Origin of the sequence: Oceanobacter mangrovi, assembly GCF_019740315.1 — a bacterium.
GTDB classification, from domain to species: Bacteria; Pseudomonadota; Gammaproteobacteria; order Pseudomonadales; family Oceanobacteraceae; genus Oceanobacter; species Oceanobacter mangrovi.
In genome coordinates this window covers 200001-219295 of the sequence record NZ_JAHXZR010000004.1, presented here as the reverse complement: position 1 = coordinate 219295, position 19295 = coordinate 200001, and the positions used below count along the sequence as shown (strand labels likewise).

At 53.6% G+C, this 19295-nt stretch carries 20 protein-coding genes; 4 read left to right on the top strand and 16 right to left on the bottom strand.

Annotation, left to right across the window (positions count from 1 at the left end; translation table 11 throughout):
* Window positions 1-61: 61 nt before the first annotated feature.
* The gene (locus K6123_RS10590) at window positions 62-1153 is read right to left on the bottom strand and encodes a type I glyceraldehyde-3-phosphate dehydrogenase (RefSeq protein ID WP_221797467.1); all 1092 of its coding nucleotides are present in this window, start codon (window positions 1151-1153) and stop codon (window positions 62-64) included.
* Between the two features lie 372 nt (window positions 1154-1525).
* On the opposite strand from K6123_RS10590, the gene exaC reads away from it, so the two are divergent.
* Entirely contained in the window at window positions 1526-3046 is a 1521-nt protein-coding gene (exaC, locus tag K6123_RS10585; RefSeq protein WP_221797465.1) for an acetaldehyde dehydrogenase ExaC, read from the top strand.
* 281 nt (window positions 3047-3327) lie between these two features.
* Here exaC and K6123_RS10580 read toward each other — a convergent pair whose 3' ends face one another.
* Genes K6123_RS10580 through K6123_RS23455 form a run of 4 tightly spaced genes read right to left on the bottom strand, consistent with a single transcriptional unit; the run spans window position 3328 to window position 6422 of the window.
* The gene (locus tag K6123_RS10580) at window positions 3328-4497 is read right to left on the bottom strand and encodes an FAD:protein FMN transferase (RefSeq protein WP_221797463.1); all 1170 of its coding nucleotides are present in this window, start codon (window positions 4495-4497) and stop codon (window positions 3328-3330) included.
* Window positions 4494-4979 (bottom strand): TlpA family protein disulfide reductase, encoded by a 486-nt coding sequence (locus K6123_RS10575; RefSeq protein WP_221797461.1) that lies wholly within the window; start codon window positions 4977-4979, stop codon window positions 4494-4496. The genes K6123_RS10580 and K6123_RS10575 overlap by 4 nt, the downstream gene beginning before the upstream one ends.
* 46 nt (window positions 4980-5025) lie before the next feature.
* Entirely contained in the window at window positions 5026-6192 is a 1167-nt protein-coding gene (locus tag K6123_RS10570; RefSeq protein WP_221797459.1) for a DUF3570 domain-containing protein, read from the bottom strand.
* Entirely contained in the window at window positions 6183-6422 is a 240-nt protein-coding gene (locus tag K6123_RS23455; protein ID WP_221797457.1) for a DUF4266 domain-containing protein, read from the bottom strand. The genes K6123_RS10570 and K6123_RS23455 overlap by 10 nt, the downstream gene beginning before the upstream one ends.
* Window positions 6423-6682: 260 nt before the next feature.
* Here K6123_RS23455 and K6123_RS10560 point away from each other — a divergent pair, with 260 nt between their 5' ends.
* On the top strand, window positions 6683-7678 hold the full coding sequence (locus tag K6123_RS10560; RefSeq protein ID WP_221797455.1) for a glutathione S-transferase family protein: 996 nt from the start codon (window positions 6683-6685) through the stop codon (window positions 7676-7678).
* 80 nt (window positions 7679-7758) lie between these two features.
* On the opposite strand, the gene K6123_RS10555 is transcribed toward K6123_RS10560, so the two are convergent.
* From K6123_RS10555 to K6123_RS10540, 4 genes are all read right to left on the bottom strand, one after another.
* Window positions 7759-8565 carry a ComEA family DNA-binding protein gene (locus tag K6123_RS10555; RefSeq protein ID WP_221797453.1) on the bottom strand — a complete coding sequence of 269 codons (807 nt, stop codon included), beginning with the start codon at window positions 8563-8565 and terminating at the stop codon, window positions 7759-7761.
* A gap of 205 nt (window positions 8566-8770) precedes the next feature.
* Window positions 8771-9772, bottom strand: a complete 1002-nt coding sequence (locus K6123_RS10550; RefSeq protein WP_221797451.1) for an RluA family pseudouridine synthase — start codon at window positions 9770-9772, stop codon at window positions 8771-8773.
* Window positions 9765-10220 carry an NfeD family protein gene (locus K6123_RS10545; RefSeq protein ID WP_221797449.1) on the bottom strand — a complete coding sequence of 152 codons (456 nt, stop codon included), beginning with the start codon at window positions 10218-10220 and terminating at the stop codon, window positions 9765-9767. Before K6123_RS10545 ends, K6123_RS10550 begins: the two co-directional genes overlap by 8 nt.
* A gap of 81 nt (window positions 10221-10301) precedes the next feature.
* The gene (locus tag K6123_RS10540) at window positions 10302-11240 is read right to left on the bottom strand and encodes an SPFH domain-containing protein (protein ID WP_221797447.1); all 939 of its coding nucleotides are present in this window, start codon (window positions 11238-11240) and stop codon (window positions 10302-10304) included.
* A 129-nt stretch (window positions 11241-11369) separates the two neighbouring features.
* Between K6123_RS10540 and K6123_RS10535 the strand changes: the two genes are divergently transcribed.
* Entirely contained in the window at window positions 11370-12284 is a 915-nt protein-coding gene (locus K6123_RS10535; RefSeq protein WP_221797446.1) for an alpha/beta fold hydrolase, read from the top strand.
* 14 nt (window positions 12285-12298) lie between these two features.
* Here the strand turns inward: K6123_RS10535 and K6123_RS10530 are convergent, their stop codons facing one another.
* The 3 genes from K6123_RS10530 to K6123_RS10520 form a co-directional block, all read right to left on the bottom strand.
* A complete protein-coding gene (locus K6123_RS10530; RefSeq protein ID WP_221797444.1) occupies window positions 12299-13933 on the bottom strand; it encodes an alkaline phosphatase D family protein in 1635 nt (544 codons plus the stop codon).
* A gap of 144 nt (window positions 13934-14077) precedes the next feature.
* Window positions 14078-14509: a DUF6691 family protein gene (locus tag K6123_RS10525; RefSeq protein WP_221797442.1), complete on the bottom strand. Its 432-nt coding sequence runs from the start codon at window positions 14507-14509 to the stop codon at window positions 14078-14080.
* A complete protein-coding gene (locus K6123_RS10520) occupies window positions 14506-14919 on the bottom strand; it encodes a YeeE/YedE family protein (RefSeq protein WP_221797440.1) in 414 nt (137 codons plus the stop codon). The genes K6123_RS10525 and K6123_RS10520 overlap by 4 nt, the downstream gene beginning before the upstream one ends.
* Window positions 14920-15162: 243 nt before the next feature.
* Between K6123_RS10520 and K6123_RS10515 the strand changes: the two genes are divergently transcribed.
* Window positions 15163-16524 (top strand): leucyl aminopeptidase family protein, encoded by a 1362-nt coding sequence (locus K6123_RS10515; RefSeq protein WP_221797438.1) that lies wholly within the window; start codon window positions 15163-15165, stop codon window positions 16522-16524.
* Between the two features lie 243 nt (window positions 16525-16767).
* Here K6123_RS10515 and rplQ read toward each other — a convergent pair whose 3' ends face one another.
* From rplQ to rpsK, 4 genes are read right to left on the bottom strand one after another with little or no spacing between them, the layout of a single operon-like run.
* Complete coding sequence (gene rplQ / locus K6123_RS10510) at window positions 16768-17178, bottom strand: 50S ribosomal protein L17 (RefSeq protein WP_221797436.1); 411 nt, start codon at window positions 17176-17178, stop codon at window positions 16768-16770.
* A gap of 31 nt (window positions 17179-17209) precedes the next feature.
* Window positions 17210-18211, bottom strand: a complete 1002-nt coding sequence (locus tag K6123_RS10505) for a DNA-directed RNA polymerase subunit alpha (protein WP_221797435.1) — start codon at window positions 18209-18211, stop codon at window positions 17210-17212.
* Window positions 18212-18232: 21 nt separating this feature from the next.
* Window positions 18233-18853, bottom strand: coding sequence for a 30S ribosomal protein S4 (rpsD, locus tag K6123_RS10500; protein WP_221797432.1), 621 nt, complete (start codon window positions 18851-18853; stop codon window positions 18233-18235).
* A gap of 13 nt (window positions 18854-18866) precedes the next feature.
* Window positions 18867-19256, bottom strand: a complete 390-nt coding sequence (rpsK, locus tag K6123_RS10495) for a 30S ribosomal protein S11 (RefSeq protein ID WP_028293134.1) — start codon at window positions 19254-19256, stop codon at window positions 18867-18869.
* Window positions 19257-19295 lie beyond the last annotated feature (39 nt).

Sequence of the window (19295 nt, the reverse complement as noted above, 5' to 3'; positions counted from 1 at the left end):
CCAGTTTGGGGCTGGCCGCTGTCGCTTATTGTTAATCGGGAATCAGTGTAAACGCCAACTGTTACTGATTGTTACCAGCGTCGTTTTGACTGGCATGTTTGGCAGCCTCGGCAATCGCACTCATGGAGCGGGCCGTGTCCAGCATGCGGTTGGCAAATCCCCATTCGTTATCGAACCAGACCAGCAGTTTCAGCATTGAGCCGGCACTGACACGGGTCTGGGTAGCGTCAACAATCGCCGAACGGGGATCATGGTTAAAATCGGTTGAGGCGTGGGGCTCATAACTGACGCCCACCAGCCCCTTGAAGCGGCCACGGGCGGCTTCATCAAGCAGATGATTCACTTCAGCAACCGTCGTTTCACGGGCCAGCTGCAGGCTTACATCCAGCACCGATACATTGATGGTTGGCACCCGCACATGCAGGCTTTCGAGCTTGCCGTCCAGCTCCGGCATCAAGCGGGCAATGCCTTTGGGCAGGCCGGTATCGACCGGAATAATGCTCTGGAAGGCAGAACGGGTGCGGCGCAAATCCGAGGAATAGGCATCAATTACCGGCTGGTCATTCATCGAGGAGTGAATGGTGGTCGTCACGCCACGTTCAATGCCCCAGGTTTCATGCAGCAGAGTCAGCACCGGCACCAGGCAGTTGGTTGAACAGGAACCGTTGGAAACGATGTGCTGTTCGGCGGTCAGGCTGGTTTCGTTGATACCGTAAATAATGGTGTTGTCGACCGCGCTGTCGGCCGGGTTGGAAATCAATACCCGGCGGGCGCCAGCCTGCAGGTGACGCTCAGCGTCTTCACGGTTGGTGATCTGGCCACTGCACTCCAGCACCAGATCAACCCGATCGGCCGACCAGTCAAGCGCCGCCAGATCCTGTTCGTGATAGCAGTGAATCAGATCGCCGTTAACCGACAGCAAACCGGGCGACTGCACAAACACATCACCGTGGAAACGGCCATGGGTGCTGTCGTAACGCAGCATGTAACTGATGGAGTCGATGTCGGCCAGTTCATTAATCGCGACTACCTGCAATTTGTCGCGATAGCCGTTCTCGTACAACGCCCGCAATACCGAGCGGCCGATGCGGCCAAAACCGTTGATGGCGACGCGGGTGATCCCGCCACTAAAGGTCCCTGCAGATGAGCTCATATCAGCGGAAAATCCGGCCAGTGTTCGAAAACCGCCTATTGTCCGGTAAATGCCAATCGGTAGCAAATAATCCCGTTATCAGGGCCTTTCAAAAGCATTTTTCAGCCTCTGGGAGCGCATCTTTGCGGCACTTTCCGATATGACCCGGATTGCCACATCTGGCCATGATGGCCAGACCCGTTTGACGCAGGTCAGATATAGGCTCTTTTCTACTCCTTTGGTACTACGACCAAGGTTCCGCGAATTTAAACACGGATGCCAAATGACCGGGTCGCAAAGCTTCCAGCAAACTGGACGGACTCGCTATTGATGCGGACCTGTCCCGCTCAATTGACTCTGTTTGCGATAACAATAATTATCCGGAGAACCAACATGATCTACGCAAATCCAGGCCAACCAGGCTCAGTCGTCAGCTTCAAGGAACGTTACGGCAACTTCATTGGCGGCCAATGGGTAGAACCCGTAAACGGTCGTTACATGGACAACATCAGCCCGGTTAACGGTCAGGTGTTCTGTCAGGTTCCCCGTTCTGATGCCGACGATATCAACAAGGCACTCGATGCAGCCCACGCCGCCAAAGCCGCCTGGGGCAAAACTTCGGTGCAGGCTCGCTCCAACATCCTGCTGAAGATTGCTGACCGCATCGACGAAAACCTGGAAAAGCTGGCAGTCGCCGAAACCTGGGACAACGGTAAAGCCGTTCGTGAAACCCTGGCGGCTGACGTACCTCTGTCTGCCGACCACTTCCGTTACTTCGCAGGCTGTATCCGTGCGCAGGAAGGTTCTATCGGTGAAATCGACGAAAACACCGTTGCCTACCACTTCCACGAGCCACTGGGCGTTGTTGGCCAGATCATTCCATGGAACTTCCCATTGCTGATGGCAGCCTGGAAACTGGCTCCTGCCCTGGCTGCCGGTAACTGTATCGTGATGAAGCCTGCCGAGCAGACTCCGGTTTCCATTCTGGTTCTGATGGAGTGTATCCAAGACCTGCTGCCACCAGGCGTACTGAACATCGTTAACGGCGTTGGTCGTGAAGCAGGTGAAGCGCTGGCGACATCTACCCGTATCGCCAAAATCGCCTTCACCGGTTCTACCCCGGTTGGTTCACACATTATGAAGTGTGCGGCCGAAAACATCATTCCTTCCACGGTAGAGCTGGGTGGCAAGTCGCCAAACATCTACTTCGAAGACGTGATGAACCACGAAGACAGTTTCCTCAGCAAAGCCGTTGAAGGTACCGTACTGGCATTCTTCAACCAGGGCGAAGTTTGTACCTGTCCTTCCCGTCTGCTGATTCAGGAAAGCATGTACGAAAAATTCATTGGTCTGGTAATCGAGCGTATCGCCCAGATCAAGCGTGGCAACCCGCTCGACACCGACACCATGGTCGGTGCACAGGCTTCCCAGCAGCAGTTCGACAAGATCATGAGCTATCTGCAGATTGGTCGTGACGAAGGCGCTGAAGTCCTCACCGGTGGTGACAAGGAATCACTGGCTGGCGACCTCGGCACTGGCTACTACATCCAGCCGACCCTGCTGAAAGGCAGCAACAGCATGCGTGTGTTCCAGGAAGAGATCTTCGGCCCAGTGGTCGCAGTGACTACATTCAAAGACGAAGCAGAAGCGCTGGCGATTGCCAACGACACCGAGTTTGGTCTGGGTGCCGGTGTATGGTCTCGTGACATGAACCGTGCCTACCGCATGGGCCGTGGTATTGAAGCTGGCCGTGTATGGACCAACTGCTACCACGCGTACCCGGCTCACGCTGCCTTCGGTGGTTACAAGAAGTCTGGTGTTGGCCGTGAAACCCACAAGATGATGCTGGATCACTACCAGCAGACCAAGAACCTGCTGGTCAGCTATAGCACTGATCCACTGGGCTTCTTCTAACAGGCTATTGATTTTCGTTTTCGAGGCCGTCAATGCAAGGCAAAAACAGGCGAAAAGAGGGAGTTTATGCGTGATAAATGACCGATTTGAGCCTGTTTTCAACACCGCAGTGGCAACGCAGATAGAAAATCAACGGCCTGCCAAGCAAAGCATAAGTACCGCTGAACACCATTTTGCACTGGTATAAGCAAGGACCGGGGTCTCCGGTCCACCTTTCAGGGGCTTCGGCCCCTGTTTTTTTATTCGCTTTCCAGCCGCCTGTTGCTACTCCTGACGGGCCACTATCTGACCTCTATGCCAGCCCGTTGTTGAAAGCCGGACGACAAACCGGTTTCGCCTTCGGCATCCACCACCAGCGCTTCAACGCCATCCAGTGATTCCACCAGCGCCATGCCATCGATCGGCCCCAACACACTGACAGCCGTGGCCAGCGCATCAGCCCAGAAAGCCCGGCTGGAAATAATGGTCACGCTCTGGGTACTGTCGGCCGGATAGCCGGTTTTGGGGTTGATGATATGACTGTAGCGTTTGCCGTTGTGGATAAAAAAGCGTTCGTAATCCCCGGAAGTGGCGACTGCCAGATTGCTGCCCGGCAAATTGGCCAGCAGCTGTTGCGGCTGGCGCGGATGCTGGATACCGACGTTCCACAAGCGTTCACCATGTTGACCGGCAACGTAGAGGTCGCCACCGGCATTAATGGCAAATGCCTGGTAGCCTGCTGAGCGGAAAATCTGCACGGCCCGGTCAATGGCATAGCCCTTGGCAATAGCGCCCAACCCGATACTGGTATGGGCATCGGTGATTCTCGCCATTGGCGGCTGACTAACACCCGCTTCAGCATTATTTACAGGAGCAGTCAGTACCAGCCGATGATAGTCGATATGCTGAATCGCCTGTGCTATCTGCGCCTCGGATGGCACTTCTGCGCGACGAAAATCCCACAATTTTCCGGCGCTGCGAAAGCTGATATCAAAGGCGCCGTGGCTGAGTTCAGACACCTGCTGCGCCGCAACCAACAGCCGATAGAGTTCGAGACTGATCTCCATGGCTGCGCCACCCGCCTGCGCATTCAGACGGGAAACTTCAGTGCCTGGCTGCCATTCCGACATCACCGAGGTAATACGCTCAAACTCGGCAATAGCCGCGTCGATCGCCTGTTCAGCCTGCAACTTGCCAGCCGCCGTTTGCTGTTCCGCCGCCAACAGGATTTCAAAGCTGACTTTGGTGGTCATCAGTGAAACTTCCCGACTGACGGACGGCCGTTGGCCGGTCTGACGGAGGAATTGGGTCGCTGGTCGACTAGCTGCAGGAACAGCGGCTTGAGCCGTCGTCTGGTCAATTGCTGGAGAGGCTGCCGCCACAGCCAGAGACGCTGGCAAAGAGAACGCCAGCGAGATCAGCAAGGCCAGCTGGCGGGGTTTACAAGTCTGGAAGTTGCCACAGCGCTTCACAAAGATTGTTGATCCAGCCAATCCAGCGCCTTGTGCAGCCGATTGGTACGGTACAGCAGCTCACCGGTTTTACTCACCACAAACAGGGTTGGGGTGCCACGCACGCCATAAGCATCGGCAATTGTCAGCTCACCATCCTGCACGGAGTCATACGGTAAACCTCGTTGCTGCTGCACCTGCAAGCCGTTAGCCACGGTACGATCAAGATTGACGCCAACAAAGTTGAGTTGGTCTGAACGCTGCTCAAACGCCTGTTTGATGTCAGGTACTTCTGACATACAAATGGCACACCAGGAGGCCCAGAACAGCACCAGCGTCGGTTTGCTGGCATCAGCCTGAAACACCATTGGCTGCTCGCTGAGTGACTGGCCTGCAAAGTGAAATTGCTGGCTGTCTGCAGCGGCACTATGCGCCTGCAACAAGATCACAACGGCCAGCCAAATAGCCGACCAGCGCCGTATCAATACATAATCCTGCAACATCCGTTTCTCCTTGACAGCACCAGATATTCAGATAGCCGCAACCAGCTTACTGACGCGGATAACGCCAGCCAACGGTGAACCAGTAAAAATTGATATCGTCACTGCGGTTGTAATACTGCACGCCGATATCGTACCAGCTGTCATGGGACAACCCTGGTGTCGCGGCGGCGAAGGAAGCCGTCAAACCGGTTGAGTGGCCATCAAACTTGCCGAGGTCGGAGTCCATGGTCTGATAAGTACGCGGAGCTGCCACTGTGGTTGAAAAATACCGCGCCGCCTGCTGGCGGTAATAACGATAAACAGGCTCCAGCTGCATCCGGCCCTGATTGAAATGGGCAAAATAGCGGGCTTCGAGGGTATGGCCCTGTAAATCCCAGCTGTCGAGATAATAGCTGTAACCCAGCTGCCAGGAATCATCAGCCACGGCTTGTTTATAACGTACCGACAAGGCATCACGACGCCGACGGTCTGGCAACCGTTCGAAGTCGAACCACTCAACGTCAGCATCACCGACACTGGACTCGACCAGCACGGTATTAAAAGTAGTGGCGAGGAAACCTTCCTGATGGGTGTGAGACCAGCCAAACTGCACCGCAGATTCGGGCGTCAGGCTTTGTACCCAGCCCATGTTCAGCGTCACGGTGCGACGCACGTCATCATCACCGTGCGTACCGTCGTAACGAATCATTCGCACCCAGTCGTCGAACATGGTCAGCTGCAGACTGAGCTGGGTCGCCTGTTCAGCAAAGGAACCATTCCAGCCCAGTGACAGGCTGTCAGAGATATAGGCGTATTCACGGCTTTCAGCGATGGACGCATTCCAGCCCCAGTTGTCATGCTGCTGAATCCAGCCAGCCTGCAGTTCATAACGACCGGGGTTATTGCCGGTAGCACCGGAGACAATTTCAGCCTTGTCCTTGGCGTCGTCGTAGGAAGCCGCGGTCACCTTGTCGCCCACCAGCTTGCCTTGCACCGCGTTGTTGTCATTCACCCGGTGGCGATACAGCAGAATACCTTCGTAGATAGTCGCAGCTTCACGTAAATGGGGATTACCGCCCTTGCCGCCACGTTGGTCGTCCTGCTGGTAACTGATCCCACGCACGGCAAACAGATCGTCCAGTTCGGCGTTGCTCGGAGTCGCCGCCTTCACCTGACTGGCAAAAACGATCATCACCAGCAGATAGCCGATTTTCAGCCATGATTTCAGTAACACCCGCAGCCACCTCCGCCACCACTGGCAAAGGCTCCGGCAGAACCTTCACGAGATGAATAGATATGGCTCTCCAGCTCGGCCTGTAACGGCACGCTGTCGAATTGCATATCGGCACGGGAAAGTGTCTCACGCTCGTTAAAGCGGGTCGTACTGCAGCCACTCAGGCCAATGGCTGTCACCAGCAGCGCCAGCGACAGCACGCGTACGGATAAACGTTTGCTGGTTAACACAAGCAGACCTCGGAATTCTGAATAGCCGTGAAGGCTAACAGGTAGACAGGGACACTTGTATGACATCCTCCGCTTAATTGCATACAAAGGGCCCGCTGTTATCGACATCTCAAGGCTTCTGCTTGATTCGGGATTGATCGGTCAACAATCGGCTTCAGCCAAGTTTCAGTAAAATCGAATGGATCTGGCTGAAATTTCCGCTTTTTTCGTTTCTTTAGTCCTCTACACTGGTCGTTATACGAACTGACTGAGGGCTGTCCATGGGACTGCTGGTTAACGGCCAATGGCATGACCAATGGTACGACACTGAAAAATCCAATGGCGCGTTCGAACGAGAAGACGCCCAATTACGTAACTGGATCACTGCCGATGGCAGCGCCGGGCCATCCGGCAGGGATGGCTTCAAGGCCGAATCCGGTCGTTATCACCTGTATGTTTCACTGGCTTGCCCATGGGCACACCGGACGCTGATTTTCCGCACCCTGAAGCAATTGGAAAATCACATTGATGTGTCAGTGGTATCCCCTGACATGTTATCGAACGGCTGGGAGTTTGACCGTCACCATCCCGACAGTCGTTTCCGAAGCAGCGGTGATGCACTGTTCGACTTTGACTACATGCACCAGGTTTATACCCGCAACAAGGCGGACTACAGCGGCCGGGTCACCGTACCGGTACTGTGGGACAAACAGCAGCAGTGTATTGTCAGCAATGAGTCGTCTGAAATCATTCGGATGTTCAATTCGGCCTTTGACTATCTGACCGGTAATGACGATGACTATTACCCAGCCGCCTTGCGCAGCCGTATTGATGAAGTGAATCAGTGGGTCTATCACGATATTAACAATGGCGTGTATAAATCCGGCTTTGCTACCCGCCCAGACCAATACCTGACAGCCGTTACCCAATTATTCAAAGCCCTCGACCGGGTTGAAAGCATTTTGCAACAGCAGGATTTTCTGGTCGCCAATGACCATGGTCAGGGGATAATCACTGAAGCAGACTGGCGTTTGTTCACGACGCTGGTGCGCTTTGATGCCGTCTATGTGGGCCACTTCAAATGCAATATTCGCCGTATAGCCGATTACCCGGCGATCTCGGCTTATCTGAAGCGTTTGTACCAACACCCGGGGATTGCTGAAACCGTCAATATCGACCATATCAAACGGCATTACTATTACAGCCACGATATGATCAATCCGACCCGTATTGTACCAGCGGGGCCAGAGCTGGATTTTCTGACCGAGCAGTTTTGAGTCTTCAGATATTCAGGAGCATAAATAAAAACGAGGGTTAGCACCGCACTGCTACTAACCCTCGTTAGACAAACGATAGCCTACAGGCTCAGCTCGCTTTCCAGCTTGGCCAGGGTTCTGGCCCCCATACCACGAACCTTCAGCAGCTCTTTCAGGTTTTTGTACGGACGATCCGCCGTGATGGCTTCTGCCAGGCTGTGGGAAATGCCCTTGATGGCAGCCAGCTCGGCAACCGTGGCAGTATTCACGTTCACCACCTTAACCGGTTTTGGCTCAACGGCTTTTGCAGCTGACTTTTTAGCGTCGGCTTTTTTAGCGACGACTTTCTTACCAGCGGTCTTTTTCTCTGCCGCTTTAGGTGCTTTAACCGCTTCAACAACTGCCTTGGCCTCGACAGCCACTTCAGCAGTCTCAATCGTCGATTCAACTGGCGCAGAATCAGTGTCGCGTGGAGAGAAATCGGCTTCAATCACGTTGGAAACTGCGTCAACCAGCTCCAGTTTGCCTTCAACCAGATACGGCAGATCAAACACCATAGAGTCTCGCAGGCTGTAGTCTTCACCATCCCACTCACGCAGTTGCAGCGACAAGGTCCACAGGCCTGCAGCTGGTTCTACGAAGTCCAGAATGTAGTCACAGGCAGGCAGGAAATACTGGCCGGCCAGTTCTCCCAAGGTGGTTTGCGCCAGCACCTGATCCGCTTCACCTGCCCGGCTGGCACGTAATTGCAGCATCAAGGTGCCACTGAGATTATTGTCATGACGGTCATTGTTGATCTGTTCGACGGACACAACAACCTGGTTGTTTTCAATTCGGTAGGCACAGGAACCCAGCAAAGCCAGACCCTGTTCTTCTGCAACAAATACTTCTTTTTCGGTAATGAACATATCTTTCCTCCCCTGTAAGACACGCGCACTATATCGTTGCATTTTGAAGAATAAAAATAACTTTTGATTAATTTTTGCGCACTATTTTAGGGCTTGTTTTTGGCGATTTTTGCACTCTTTGAATGCACCAAAATCAGAACATTTGATCAATATTTATTCAAAAAATACAAAATGAAAAATAGTGATCCGCTCATTGCCAGATGATTTATAAATGAATATCACCAATATGATTTTTGACCCATTCTGGCCATTGCTCGGACAAATACGGATCAGCCAACCTGATCGCTTCGCCATAAAGATCGAGTTCAATTTGCCAGGCATGTAACAGCTGATGACGGCTGTGTAAAACCGCCCAGTCTGCAGGACCCAGTTCAGCGCCAATGCGCTTGAGATAATAGAGACCGTTATGGTGATAGGTTTTATCGCCAACAATAGGCAGACCAAGATGAGCCAGCTGGGCACGAATCTGATGGCGTCGACCGGTTTTCAACTCGCAGGCGATCAACGCTTGAGCACCCTGTTTGGCCAATACCGTAAATATCGTCTGGGCCGATTTGGGCTTGATCAGATCGTCGTCTTGCGGCGGTTGTTCGCCTTCGCCTACGACATAAACCTTCGAACGAATGGCACTGCCGCTGCGTTCAGCCAGCCAGCAGCGATAGTCCAGCTGCTGCCAATGCGGTTGGCCATCAACCAGGGCCAGATAGATTTTGCGAGCTAACAGTCGCTCGAGACGTTTTTTCCATTTGCGGTCGTAATGGCTTTCGTTGGCCAACAGCATAATGCCGGAGGTTTCGGCATCCAGCCGATGTAACAGATGGGCGTCGCTGTATGGGGTTTCCCGTCGCACCCGGCTGATGAGGGTATCAAACAGGTTCCGGGTAGTACGACTGACCGGCAAATCGGCGGGCTTGTGCACAGCCATTAATTCAGGATGCTGCCACAACAGCTTCCAGCCGGTGTCTGTGTCGGCTTCCGCATGATCGGGCATCCAGAAGCGATAATACTGACCCGGCAGAATCTGACTATCGATCGTTAGCTTAAGACGTTGTTGGTACTCCAGCACTTCTACCCAGCCTTGCGCTAATGCATGGGTGAAGTCGTGGCTTTCAACTTTCAGATGCCAGTGCTGCCAGAGTTCAGCCAGCGGTTGAGAGGTAAAATTTTGCCCGCTGAGCCAATAGCCCGGACGCACTGCTTCACTCAACCGGCGTCACCCACATCACGCCGACATCCGTGCGTTCAACCCTTACCCGGGTGCCCGCCTTGATGGGTTGTTCACTTTTGAGTTTCCAGACAATACCTGAGTATTTGTGAGTCGCCTGACCATTGAGATCGACATCGACACTGATCACAAAGCTGTCACGGGCAAAATCAGAATCGAGTTTTTGTGGAACCTGGGACTTCTGCAGCTTACGAAACGGCTTCCATAACACCAGCGCCAGCAGGCCAGTCAGCAGTGCGTTGCTCCATAGGGCCGCTGCAAGGGTTTCCGGCAGTAGTCCCAGCAACATCAGACCACCACTAATACACAGAGAAATACCGGCAAAGAACAGCACGATTGAGCTGAATCCCAGCAGCGCCACTTCAACGATCAATGCCAGAATCCCCAGCACTATCAGCCCCTGGGGCATATGAGTTTGCAGCAATTCCATTTGTTTTACTCTTGTTATGGAAGCCCGCCAGCATACACCAGCGGGCTCGACCAATGCCAAGGCCGGGGTTAACAGCCGCGTTTATTTATGACGGTTAAGCGTCTGGATAATCGAGGTCGCTGACGCCACCATGCTGCTGGCATCGGTACCATTTTCAGGCAGCAAGACCACAGACGATTCCTTGGCGATGGCTTGTTTGGCGGCAATGGCTCTGGTGGCCAGATCGAGTTGTACTGCACTTTGGCCATCTTCGGTATTGGCCGCTTCACCCACCAGTCGCAGCGCATCCGCCTGCGCCTGGGCCACGGCGACGATTGCCTGCGCCTCACCTTCTGCCTTGAGAACCTGCTCGGCCTTGTCTGCTTCAGCAGCCAGAACCCGCGCCTGCTTTTGACCTTCGGCGACGTTAATCGCGGACTGGCGATCACCTTCAGACTCCAGAATCTGCGCCCGTTTGACCCGTTCGGCTTTCATCTGGGCTTCCATTGCCACCATCACGGATTGTGGTGGAACAATGTCCTTGATCTCGTAACGCAGCACCTGAATGCCCCACGGCTCTGATGCTTCATTGATCGAAGTAACGATGTTGGTATTAAGCTGGCTGCGCTCTTCAAAGGTGCGGTCGAGTTCCATTTTGCCCAGTTCGGAGCGCATGGTGGTTTGCGCCAGCTGGGTCACTGCAAACACATAGTTGTCGACACCGTAGCTCGCCTTGTACGGATCCAGGACGCGGAAATACAGTACGCCATCAACACTCAGGGTGATGTTGTCGCGGGTAATCGCAGACTGGCTTGGTACATCAACCGCCTGTTCTTTCAGGCTACGGTCCGCTGCAACCCGATCGATAAAAGGCACGATGAAGTTCAAACCAGCTTCCTTGGTTGAATGATATTTTCCAAAACGTTCGATCAGCCAGGCCTGATTCTGCGGTACAAACTTGATGCTGCTACGCACCAGTACAATCACAAATACCAGTGCGACGAATTCGACTGAGAACACCAGTGATAAAATCTGATCCATAGAGAGACTCCTTGTAAGGTAGCGTCCGTTGTTGTGGACGTTAATAATTGTTTTTGATGCAGCCTGCTGACAACCGTTCGAGTAGCCAGGCCAATAACCCGATCATCCATCTATCCCGAGGTAAACACCATGTGGAATCCGTGGGTCTTTAATCCAGTCAGCCTGATGAACAACTGGCAAGAGGAAGTCGATGCAGTGCCTGCCGGGCTGGTACGTGAACGCTGGAGTTTACCTGACAGCCAGTTTATCAACCTCGACGGCATGGAAGTTCACTACCGCGACAGCGGTGATGAAAACAAACCCGTGCTGCTGCTGTTACATGGCCTGTTCGCGTCACTACATACCTGGATTCCCTGGACAGCCTCTCTGGCCGAGGATTTCCGGGTGATCAGCCTTGATCTTCCCAACTTCGGTTTGACCGGCCCGCATCCGCGCGGCATGGTAAAACACCTGTACAGTGATTTCCTTGACGGGTTTATCACTAGTCTCGGAATTGATCACTGTCACGTCGCCGGAAACTCGCTGGGCGGCTGGATGGCGTGGGAATTAGCCGTGCGTTTCCCTCATCGGGTCGATAAGCTGGTATTGATCGACAGCGCCGGTTTCTTTTTTGTGCCGCCCACGTTTATGGTCAATCTGTCGATGCCTGGCGGCGGCTGGCTGTATTCCCGCAGCCGCATTGCCCGGGAGACCATCAGCGAACTGCTCTCGGACGTTTTTTTCCATCAGGACCTGGTGACCGATGAACGGGTCAGCCTGTATTACGACATGTTGATGCGCAGCGGTAACCGCGTTGGTGCCGCCCGGGTGATGCGTTATATCCGCGATCAAATGGGCTTTGCCACCAACCTGCTCGGTAACGTCACCCAACCGACCCTGATTCTGTGGGGAGACAATGATCCCTGGATGCCACCACAGCATGGTCATGACTTTGCCCGCCTGATTACCGACAGCCAGCTGAAGATTTATCCCCACTGTGGCCATCTGCCGATGGAAGAATGTGCTGCGCAGAGCGCCAATGACTGTCGCGATTTTCTGCTCTGATAAGCCCAGGCACGTCAGGGCTGATTACGAGAAGCCACGTATTGGCCCGGATTCGCTATCGGTTCTGGCCGCCAGTGACGCAGAAAGGCCAGATCCGGGGCAAAGCCTGGTGCTGCAGCCGCTGCCTGGCGGCTGCTGCTGATATGCTCGGCTGGTAATAAACGGGATTCCCCGGCTTTCACCTGCAGAGCCCGCAAACAGTCAGTAGCATAACGATGTGATTCGATGTTATCCACCACCCACCATTCAGCTTGCAAGCGTTCGCGAGTGATATCCAGCAGCACATAACCACGGTAATAGAAGTCTACAAAGTTCAGGTGCGGTAACAGGGACTCCAGCGAGCTGGCTGCCATATCTGCCTGCAAACGGCTTTCAATGCCTGGCGAGGTTACCGCCGGGGTAACAAATTCCACTCCCAGGGCCTTACCCGGCTGTTCAGCAAACGGATCCTGATACAGCTCCAGCGCCCAGGAAGAGTGGATATCACCGGTCAGAACCACCCAGTTATCCACCCCGGCTTGCTCAACCGTCTCAAACAAACGCTGACGGGCAGCGGGATAGCCATCCCACTGGTCGTAGTTAAATGGCATTTCATTGGTGCCGAGCTGGCCAACCATGACCTGCTGGCCCGCCAGTTTCCAGATAATACCCTCTTGCTGGGCCACCACCAGATTGCTGTGATACCAGCTTTCCTGTTGATAACCCAATAAGGTGCGGTCGGCACGATTACGCTCATCCGTGTTGTCCGCCTGGGCATCACGCCCGGCCAACCGGGTATCCAGCATGCTGAGATCAAGCAGGTCACCAAAACGGAAGCTGCGATAAATGCCTTGATCAACAGAGGATGGTTCACGAATCGGCATCCACTCCAGATAAGCCTGTACGGCTCCACTGAGACGGGTCTGCCAGTCTCCCTCGCCGTCATTGTGGTTGTCGGCACCGCCAGTCCAGGCGTTATTGGCCACCTCGTGATCGTCCCAGATCACCATGAAAGGATGCTGGCGATGCACTTCCTGCAAGTCACGATCCGTCTTGTAACACGCATGACGGGCACGATAGTCATCCAGCGATACGGTTTCATGTAACGGTACATTGATTCGGCCAGTCGCCACGCAAGCTTCGAGATCCGCGTATTCGTAGATGTAGTCGCCCAGATGCAGCACAACGTCCAGATCGCTGCGCTGCGCCAGTTCCTTGTAAACGTTGAAATAACCACGGGCATAGTTGGAACAGGAGGTATAGGCGATGCGCAGGTGCTCGACCCGGCCCACAGGCAAGGTTTTGGTACGGCCGACGTCCGACCACTGGCCTTCAGATTCAAAGGCGTAATAATAACTGCGGTTGGATTGCAGGCCGTCAACATCAACCTTGACGGTAAAGTCCCGTTGACGACTGGTTTCACCACGACCACTGCAGACAATTTGCTCCAGCGACGGATCGGTGGCGACCACCCAGCGATAAGATTGCCAAAAGCGGGAGTCGCTCACTGTCAGACGGGTCCAGAGAATGACTTTGTCAGTCAACGGATCGCCACTGGCAACACCATGACGAAACAGTTGCGAAGCGGCCGGTTTCCGCCCCCTGCCCGTTGAGGCAAACAAGGTCGTTCCGGCACTATCCAGCAGAAATTCCCGGCGAGTCAGGGGCATGGCACATACAGGCAGACTGTGGAGATGTGCCGATTAAGCGGCAATGGCATGACACTGCCATTGCGCGCAATTGAAGTTCCGGTTGCTGTTTGGTGTCACTCTGGTGACAGCCTGACTTACCTGACAGCAAGCGGATTCAGATCACTATTTGGCGGGCCCAAACAGCATATGAGCAGCCCGGTTGCCGACTAACAGAGCAGCCACGAACAACAAAACCTGACCATTCAAGGTGGCGATATCAACCAGCGCCGGGCCAGGACACAGGCCCACCAGTCCCCAGCCAATACCAAACAGGATTGCCCCACTCAGCAAACGCCAGTCGATGCCAGCCAGGGTTGGGGTATGGAAGCTGTCGCCAAACCATGGCGCTGGGCGACGTTTGGAGAGCCAGAAAAACAGTGCAAACACAGGCACCGCCGTCCCCATCACGGCAATCAAAGCCGGTTGCCAATCACCAAACAGATCAAGGAAGCCACGTACCTTGGCCGGATTGTGCATACCCGCAACCAGCAAACCGGCACCGAATATCAGGCCGCTCAACAAGGCAGTCAGCTGGGATAACCAGAAACGCTTCACAGCAGCACCTCCATCACAGTAACCGTCACAATACCTGCCGCCATAAACACCATAGTCGCCATGATCGAACGAACCGAGAGTCGTCCCATACCGCAAACACCGTGGCCGCTGGTACAGCCATTGCCCAGATAGGTACCAATACCCACCAGTAAGCCAGCGGCGATCACCAGCCAGTGACTGGCTGTGATTTCGATCGGATCCGGCTGAAAACCCAATGCCTGTAAAACCGGATTGGCCAACACCAGCCCGACCAGGAAAAAAACCGCCCACAAACGCTGGCGAGAGCCTTCATAGATCCAGCCAAAACAGCTCGATACGACACCCGTCATGCCACTGATACGGCCATTGGCCAGCCACAGCAAGGCAGCCGCACCGCCAATCAGTGCGCCCCCTAAAATTTCAGCGATCAACCAGTTTCTCCGGATATTTCCTGTCTGAACAAGTGGTCTATGTTACCACTGGATGACCCGCAGCCCGAGCATTGCAATATGGATCAATGAAATTCACTGGCGACATACAGACTGCCAAAGCCGGCTCATCGTCGTTATTGACATACCGCACTTGGCAGAGAGATCAGCAGTGTGTGTTTGTCTCTCGAAATCCGTCCACAGACCCGTTAGTCTCATCACTGTCATCTGTATTGGACAATTGCCATGTCGATTATTTCAGCTACCAAGCCCGACCAGTCTGCAACCTCGCTGACTCTGCTTACCACCGATGAATACGCCAGCTGGTGTGAACAAAACCCACAATATCAATCCTGGCTAGCCGCCAACCGCTATGAAGGCAAAGGTCTGCAACTGCTGCCTGGCTCCGATGGCAGCCTTCAAGCCCTGTTTGTGGCCAATGACTTTAACGACGTATTTGTCTGCGGCGATCTGTCAGCCCAATTACCTGCCAGTGACTACCTGCTGGCAAACGAACGCAGTCGCCAGGAACAATTTAATATCGCCCTCGGCTGGGGACTCGGTGGTTATCGCTTCACCCGCTATAAGGCCAATGACAAGCCACAGGCGCAACTACTTTTAGGCGATGAGGCGCTGGTTGACGAAGTAAACCGTTTCATTAACGCTACCGCGCTGGTACGGGATCTGATCAACACTCCGGCACAGGACATGATGCCGCAAGACCTCGCGGCTACGGCTGCGCAACTGGTTGAAGAGTTCGGCGGCCAGCTCAACGAAGTAATTGGTGATGATCTGCTGGATCTGAATTATCCGATGATCCACGCCGTCGGCCGCGCCAGCGAACATGCGCCGCGCCTGATCGACCTGCGCTGGGGCAAAGCTGACGCTCCAAAGGTAACCCTGGTTGGCAAAGGCATCTGCTTCGACACTGGTGGCCTGAATCTCAAACCAGGCAACTTCATGCGGCAAATGAAGAAAGATATGGGCGGCTCTGCTCATGCACTGGGACTCGCACGCCTGATCATGGCCAGCGGCCTGAACGTCCAACTACGAGTGCTGGTACCGGCCGCTGAAAACGCCGTTGCTGGCAATGCTTTCCGCCCGGGAGACGTTCTGCCAACCCGTAAGGGGCTGACTGTTGAAATCGACAATACCGATGCCGAAGGCCGTCTGGTGCTGTGTGATGCACTGGCTGAAGCCGTTGACGATGCACCCGAAATTATCATCGACTTTGCCACCCTCACTGGCGCTTGTCGCGTCGCCCTTGGTACTGAGCTGCCCGGCTTCTTCAGTAATGATCGTCAGGTCGCCTTCGATCTGATGGCTGCAGGTGAAAGCGTATCAGACCCGGTATGGCAATTGCCGTTACACAAGCCGTATGCTGACATGATGAAAAGTGATATCGCCGATCTGGTGAATAGTGCAGCCAGCCCGTTTGGTGGTGCCATCACTGCTGCACTCTACCTGCAGGAGTTTGTTGGTGAATCGCCTTGGGTGCACTTCGACATCATGGCCTGGAACAATCGCAAACTGCCGGGACGGCCCTTGGGTGGTGAAGCCATGGGCATGCGTGCTGTTTATGAATATCTGCAGCGACGTTATGGTTAAATCAGTGCCGCTAAACAATTCCGGTAGTGACAATTCCTTACAACACCTGCAAGTATCTGACCTGCTGGTCATCTAGAGTGGATCTGTGTGGCTCAGGTCACATCATGATCGTCACTCAGGGATGAGTACTTCCTTTGCAAGCGAACCTTTTGGTTCGCTTTTTTTATGTCTGTTAAACAAGGTTTTATAGACATAAAAAAACCCGCCGAAGCGGGTTTCTTTATGTTGAACTATCAGGACAGCTTATTCAGCTGCATCATCCTGAACTTCAACAACGTCTTCATCAGCGACAGTCACTGGACGGTCAACCAATTCAACGTAGGCCATAGGAGCCGCATCACCAGAGCGGAAACCGCACTTCAGGATACGAATATAGCCGCCTGGACGCGCTTGGTAGCGTGGGCCCAGTTCGTTGAACAGTTTACCAACAGCTTCTTTGCTGCGAGTACGGGAGAACGCCAGACGACGGTTTGCTACTGAATCCTCTTTAGCCAGAGTGATCAGTGGCTCAGCGACGCGACGCAGTTCTTTTGCCTTTGGCAAAGTCGTCTTGATTACTTCATGCTCGAACAGGCTCACGGCCATGTTTTTCAACATGGCTTGACGGTGCGCGCTGGTACGATTGAAGTGACGACCACTTTTACGATGACGCATGGTTTAATTCCTTACTAACTGAACGCTCTGATCAAGCCAGCACTTTGTCGTCGTTACGGAGGCTGGCTGGTGGCCAGTTCTCCAAATGCATGCCCAACGACAGGCCACGAGAAGCAAGAACGTCTTTGATTTCAGTCAGAGACTTTTTACCCAGGTTAGGCGTCTTCAACAGCTCTACTTCTGTACGCTGGATCAGATCACCAATGTAGTAAATGTTTTCAGCCTTCAGACAGTTGGCGGAACGTACAGTCAGTTCCAGATCGTCTACAGGACGCAACAGAATCGGATCAATTTCCTCTTCTTCACGTACCTGCTCAACCACTTCGTCATTTTCAAGGTTAACGAAGATGGCCAACTGCTGTTGCAAGATGGTCGCGGAACGACGGATCGCTTCTTCTGGATCAATAGTGCCATTGGTTTCCAGATCAATAACCAGCTTGTCCAGGTCAGTACGTTGTTCTACACGCGCAGAATCTACGCTGTAGGAAACACGCTTGACCGGGCTATAAGTGGCATCGAGCTGGAGTTTGCCAATTGCCTTGGTCTCTTCATCGCTCTGGTAACGGGCTTCAACGGTTTCATAACCACGACCTGAAGCGACCTTGATGGTCATCTTCAGTTCTGCACCTTCACCCAATTCAGCAATGAAGTGATCCGGGTTGGCGATATCAACACCATGATCCAGTTGAATGTCAGCAGCTGTCACTGTAGCCGGACCCACTTTAGTGAGGGTCAGACTCGCTTCATCGCGCTCATGCAGTTTGACTGCAACACCCTTCAGGTTCAGCAGGATCTCAATGACATCCTGTTGAACGCCCTCAATTGCACTGTATTCATGCAAAACACCGTCGATTTCACACTCGACGATGGCCGCACCCGGCATGGAAGACAGCAGGATACGGCGCAGGGCTGCGCCCAGAGTGTGACCAAAGCCGCGCTCCAGAGGCTCAAGGGTGACCTTGGCGTGGGTAGCGCTAACTTCGTCTACCTGGATGTTTCGAGGTGTCAAGAATTCGTTAACTGCACGCTGCATAGCTGCCCCTAAGCTCCTCTATTACTTGGAGTAAAGTTCCACGATCAGGTTTTCGTTGATCTCTGCAGGGAGATCAGCGCGTTCCGGAACGTTGGTGTAAGTTCCTTCCATCTTGCTGGAGTCCACATTGATCCAGCCACAGTCAGGACGCTGACCAGCCAGCTCGAGAGCAGACTTGATACGGTCCTGGTTCTTGGCCTTTTCACGGATAGCGACAACATCGCCAGCCTGAACCTGGTAAGACGGAATGTTTACAGTGCGACCATTAACGGTTACTGCTTTGTGAGAAACCAACTGACGGGATTCCGCGCGAGTGGAACCGAAGCCCATGCGATAAACAACGTTATCCAGACGGGATTCCAGCAGTTGCAGCAGGTTTTCACCAGTAGCACCCTTACGGCGTGCTGCTTCTTTGTAGTAGCTACGGAATTGCTTTTCCAGAATGCCGTACAGACGACGAACTTTCTGCTTTTCACGCAGCTGCAAACCATAGTCAGACAGACGGCCACGACCAGCGCCATGAACGCCAGGTTTGGTTTCTATCTTACATTTTGTTTCAAGTGCACGAATGCCACTCTTCAGGAACAGGTCAGTTCCTTCACGACGAGACAGTTTACACTTTGGACCAATATAACGTGCCATTTATTCTGCCTCCTTATACGCGACGCTTCTTAGGTGGACGACAGCCGTTATGAGGAATCGGTGTTACGTCTGTGATGTTTGTGATTTTGTAACCACAAGCATTCAGTGCGCGAACAGCAGATTCACGGCCTGGACCAGGACCCTTTACTTCAACGTCCAGGTTCTTCAGACCATACTCTTTGGCAGCTTCACCAGCACGCTCTGCAGCTACCTGAGCGGCGAAAGGAGTGCTCTTACGGGAACCACGGAAACCAGAACCACCGGCAGTCGCCCATGAGAGAGCATTACCCTGACGGTCGGTGATGGTCACAATGGTGTTGTTAAAAGAGGCATGGATGTGGGCGATGCCGTCCACTACCTGCTTTTTAACCTTTTTCTTGGTTGTTCGTTGTGGCTTAGCCATTTTTAAATCCTGCTTTTAATATCAACACTGCAACAAGTG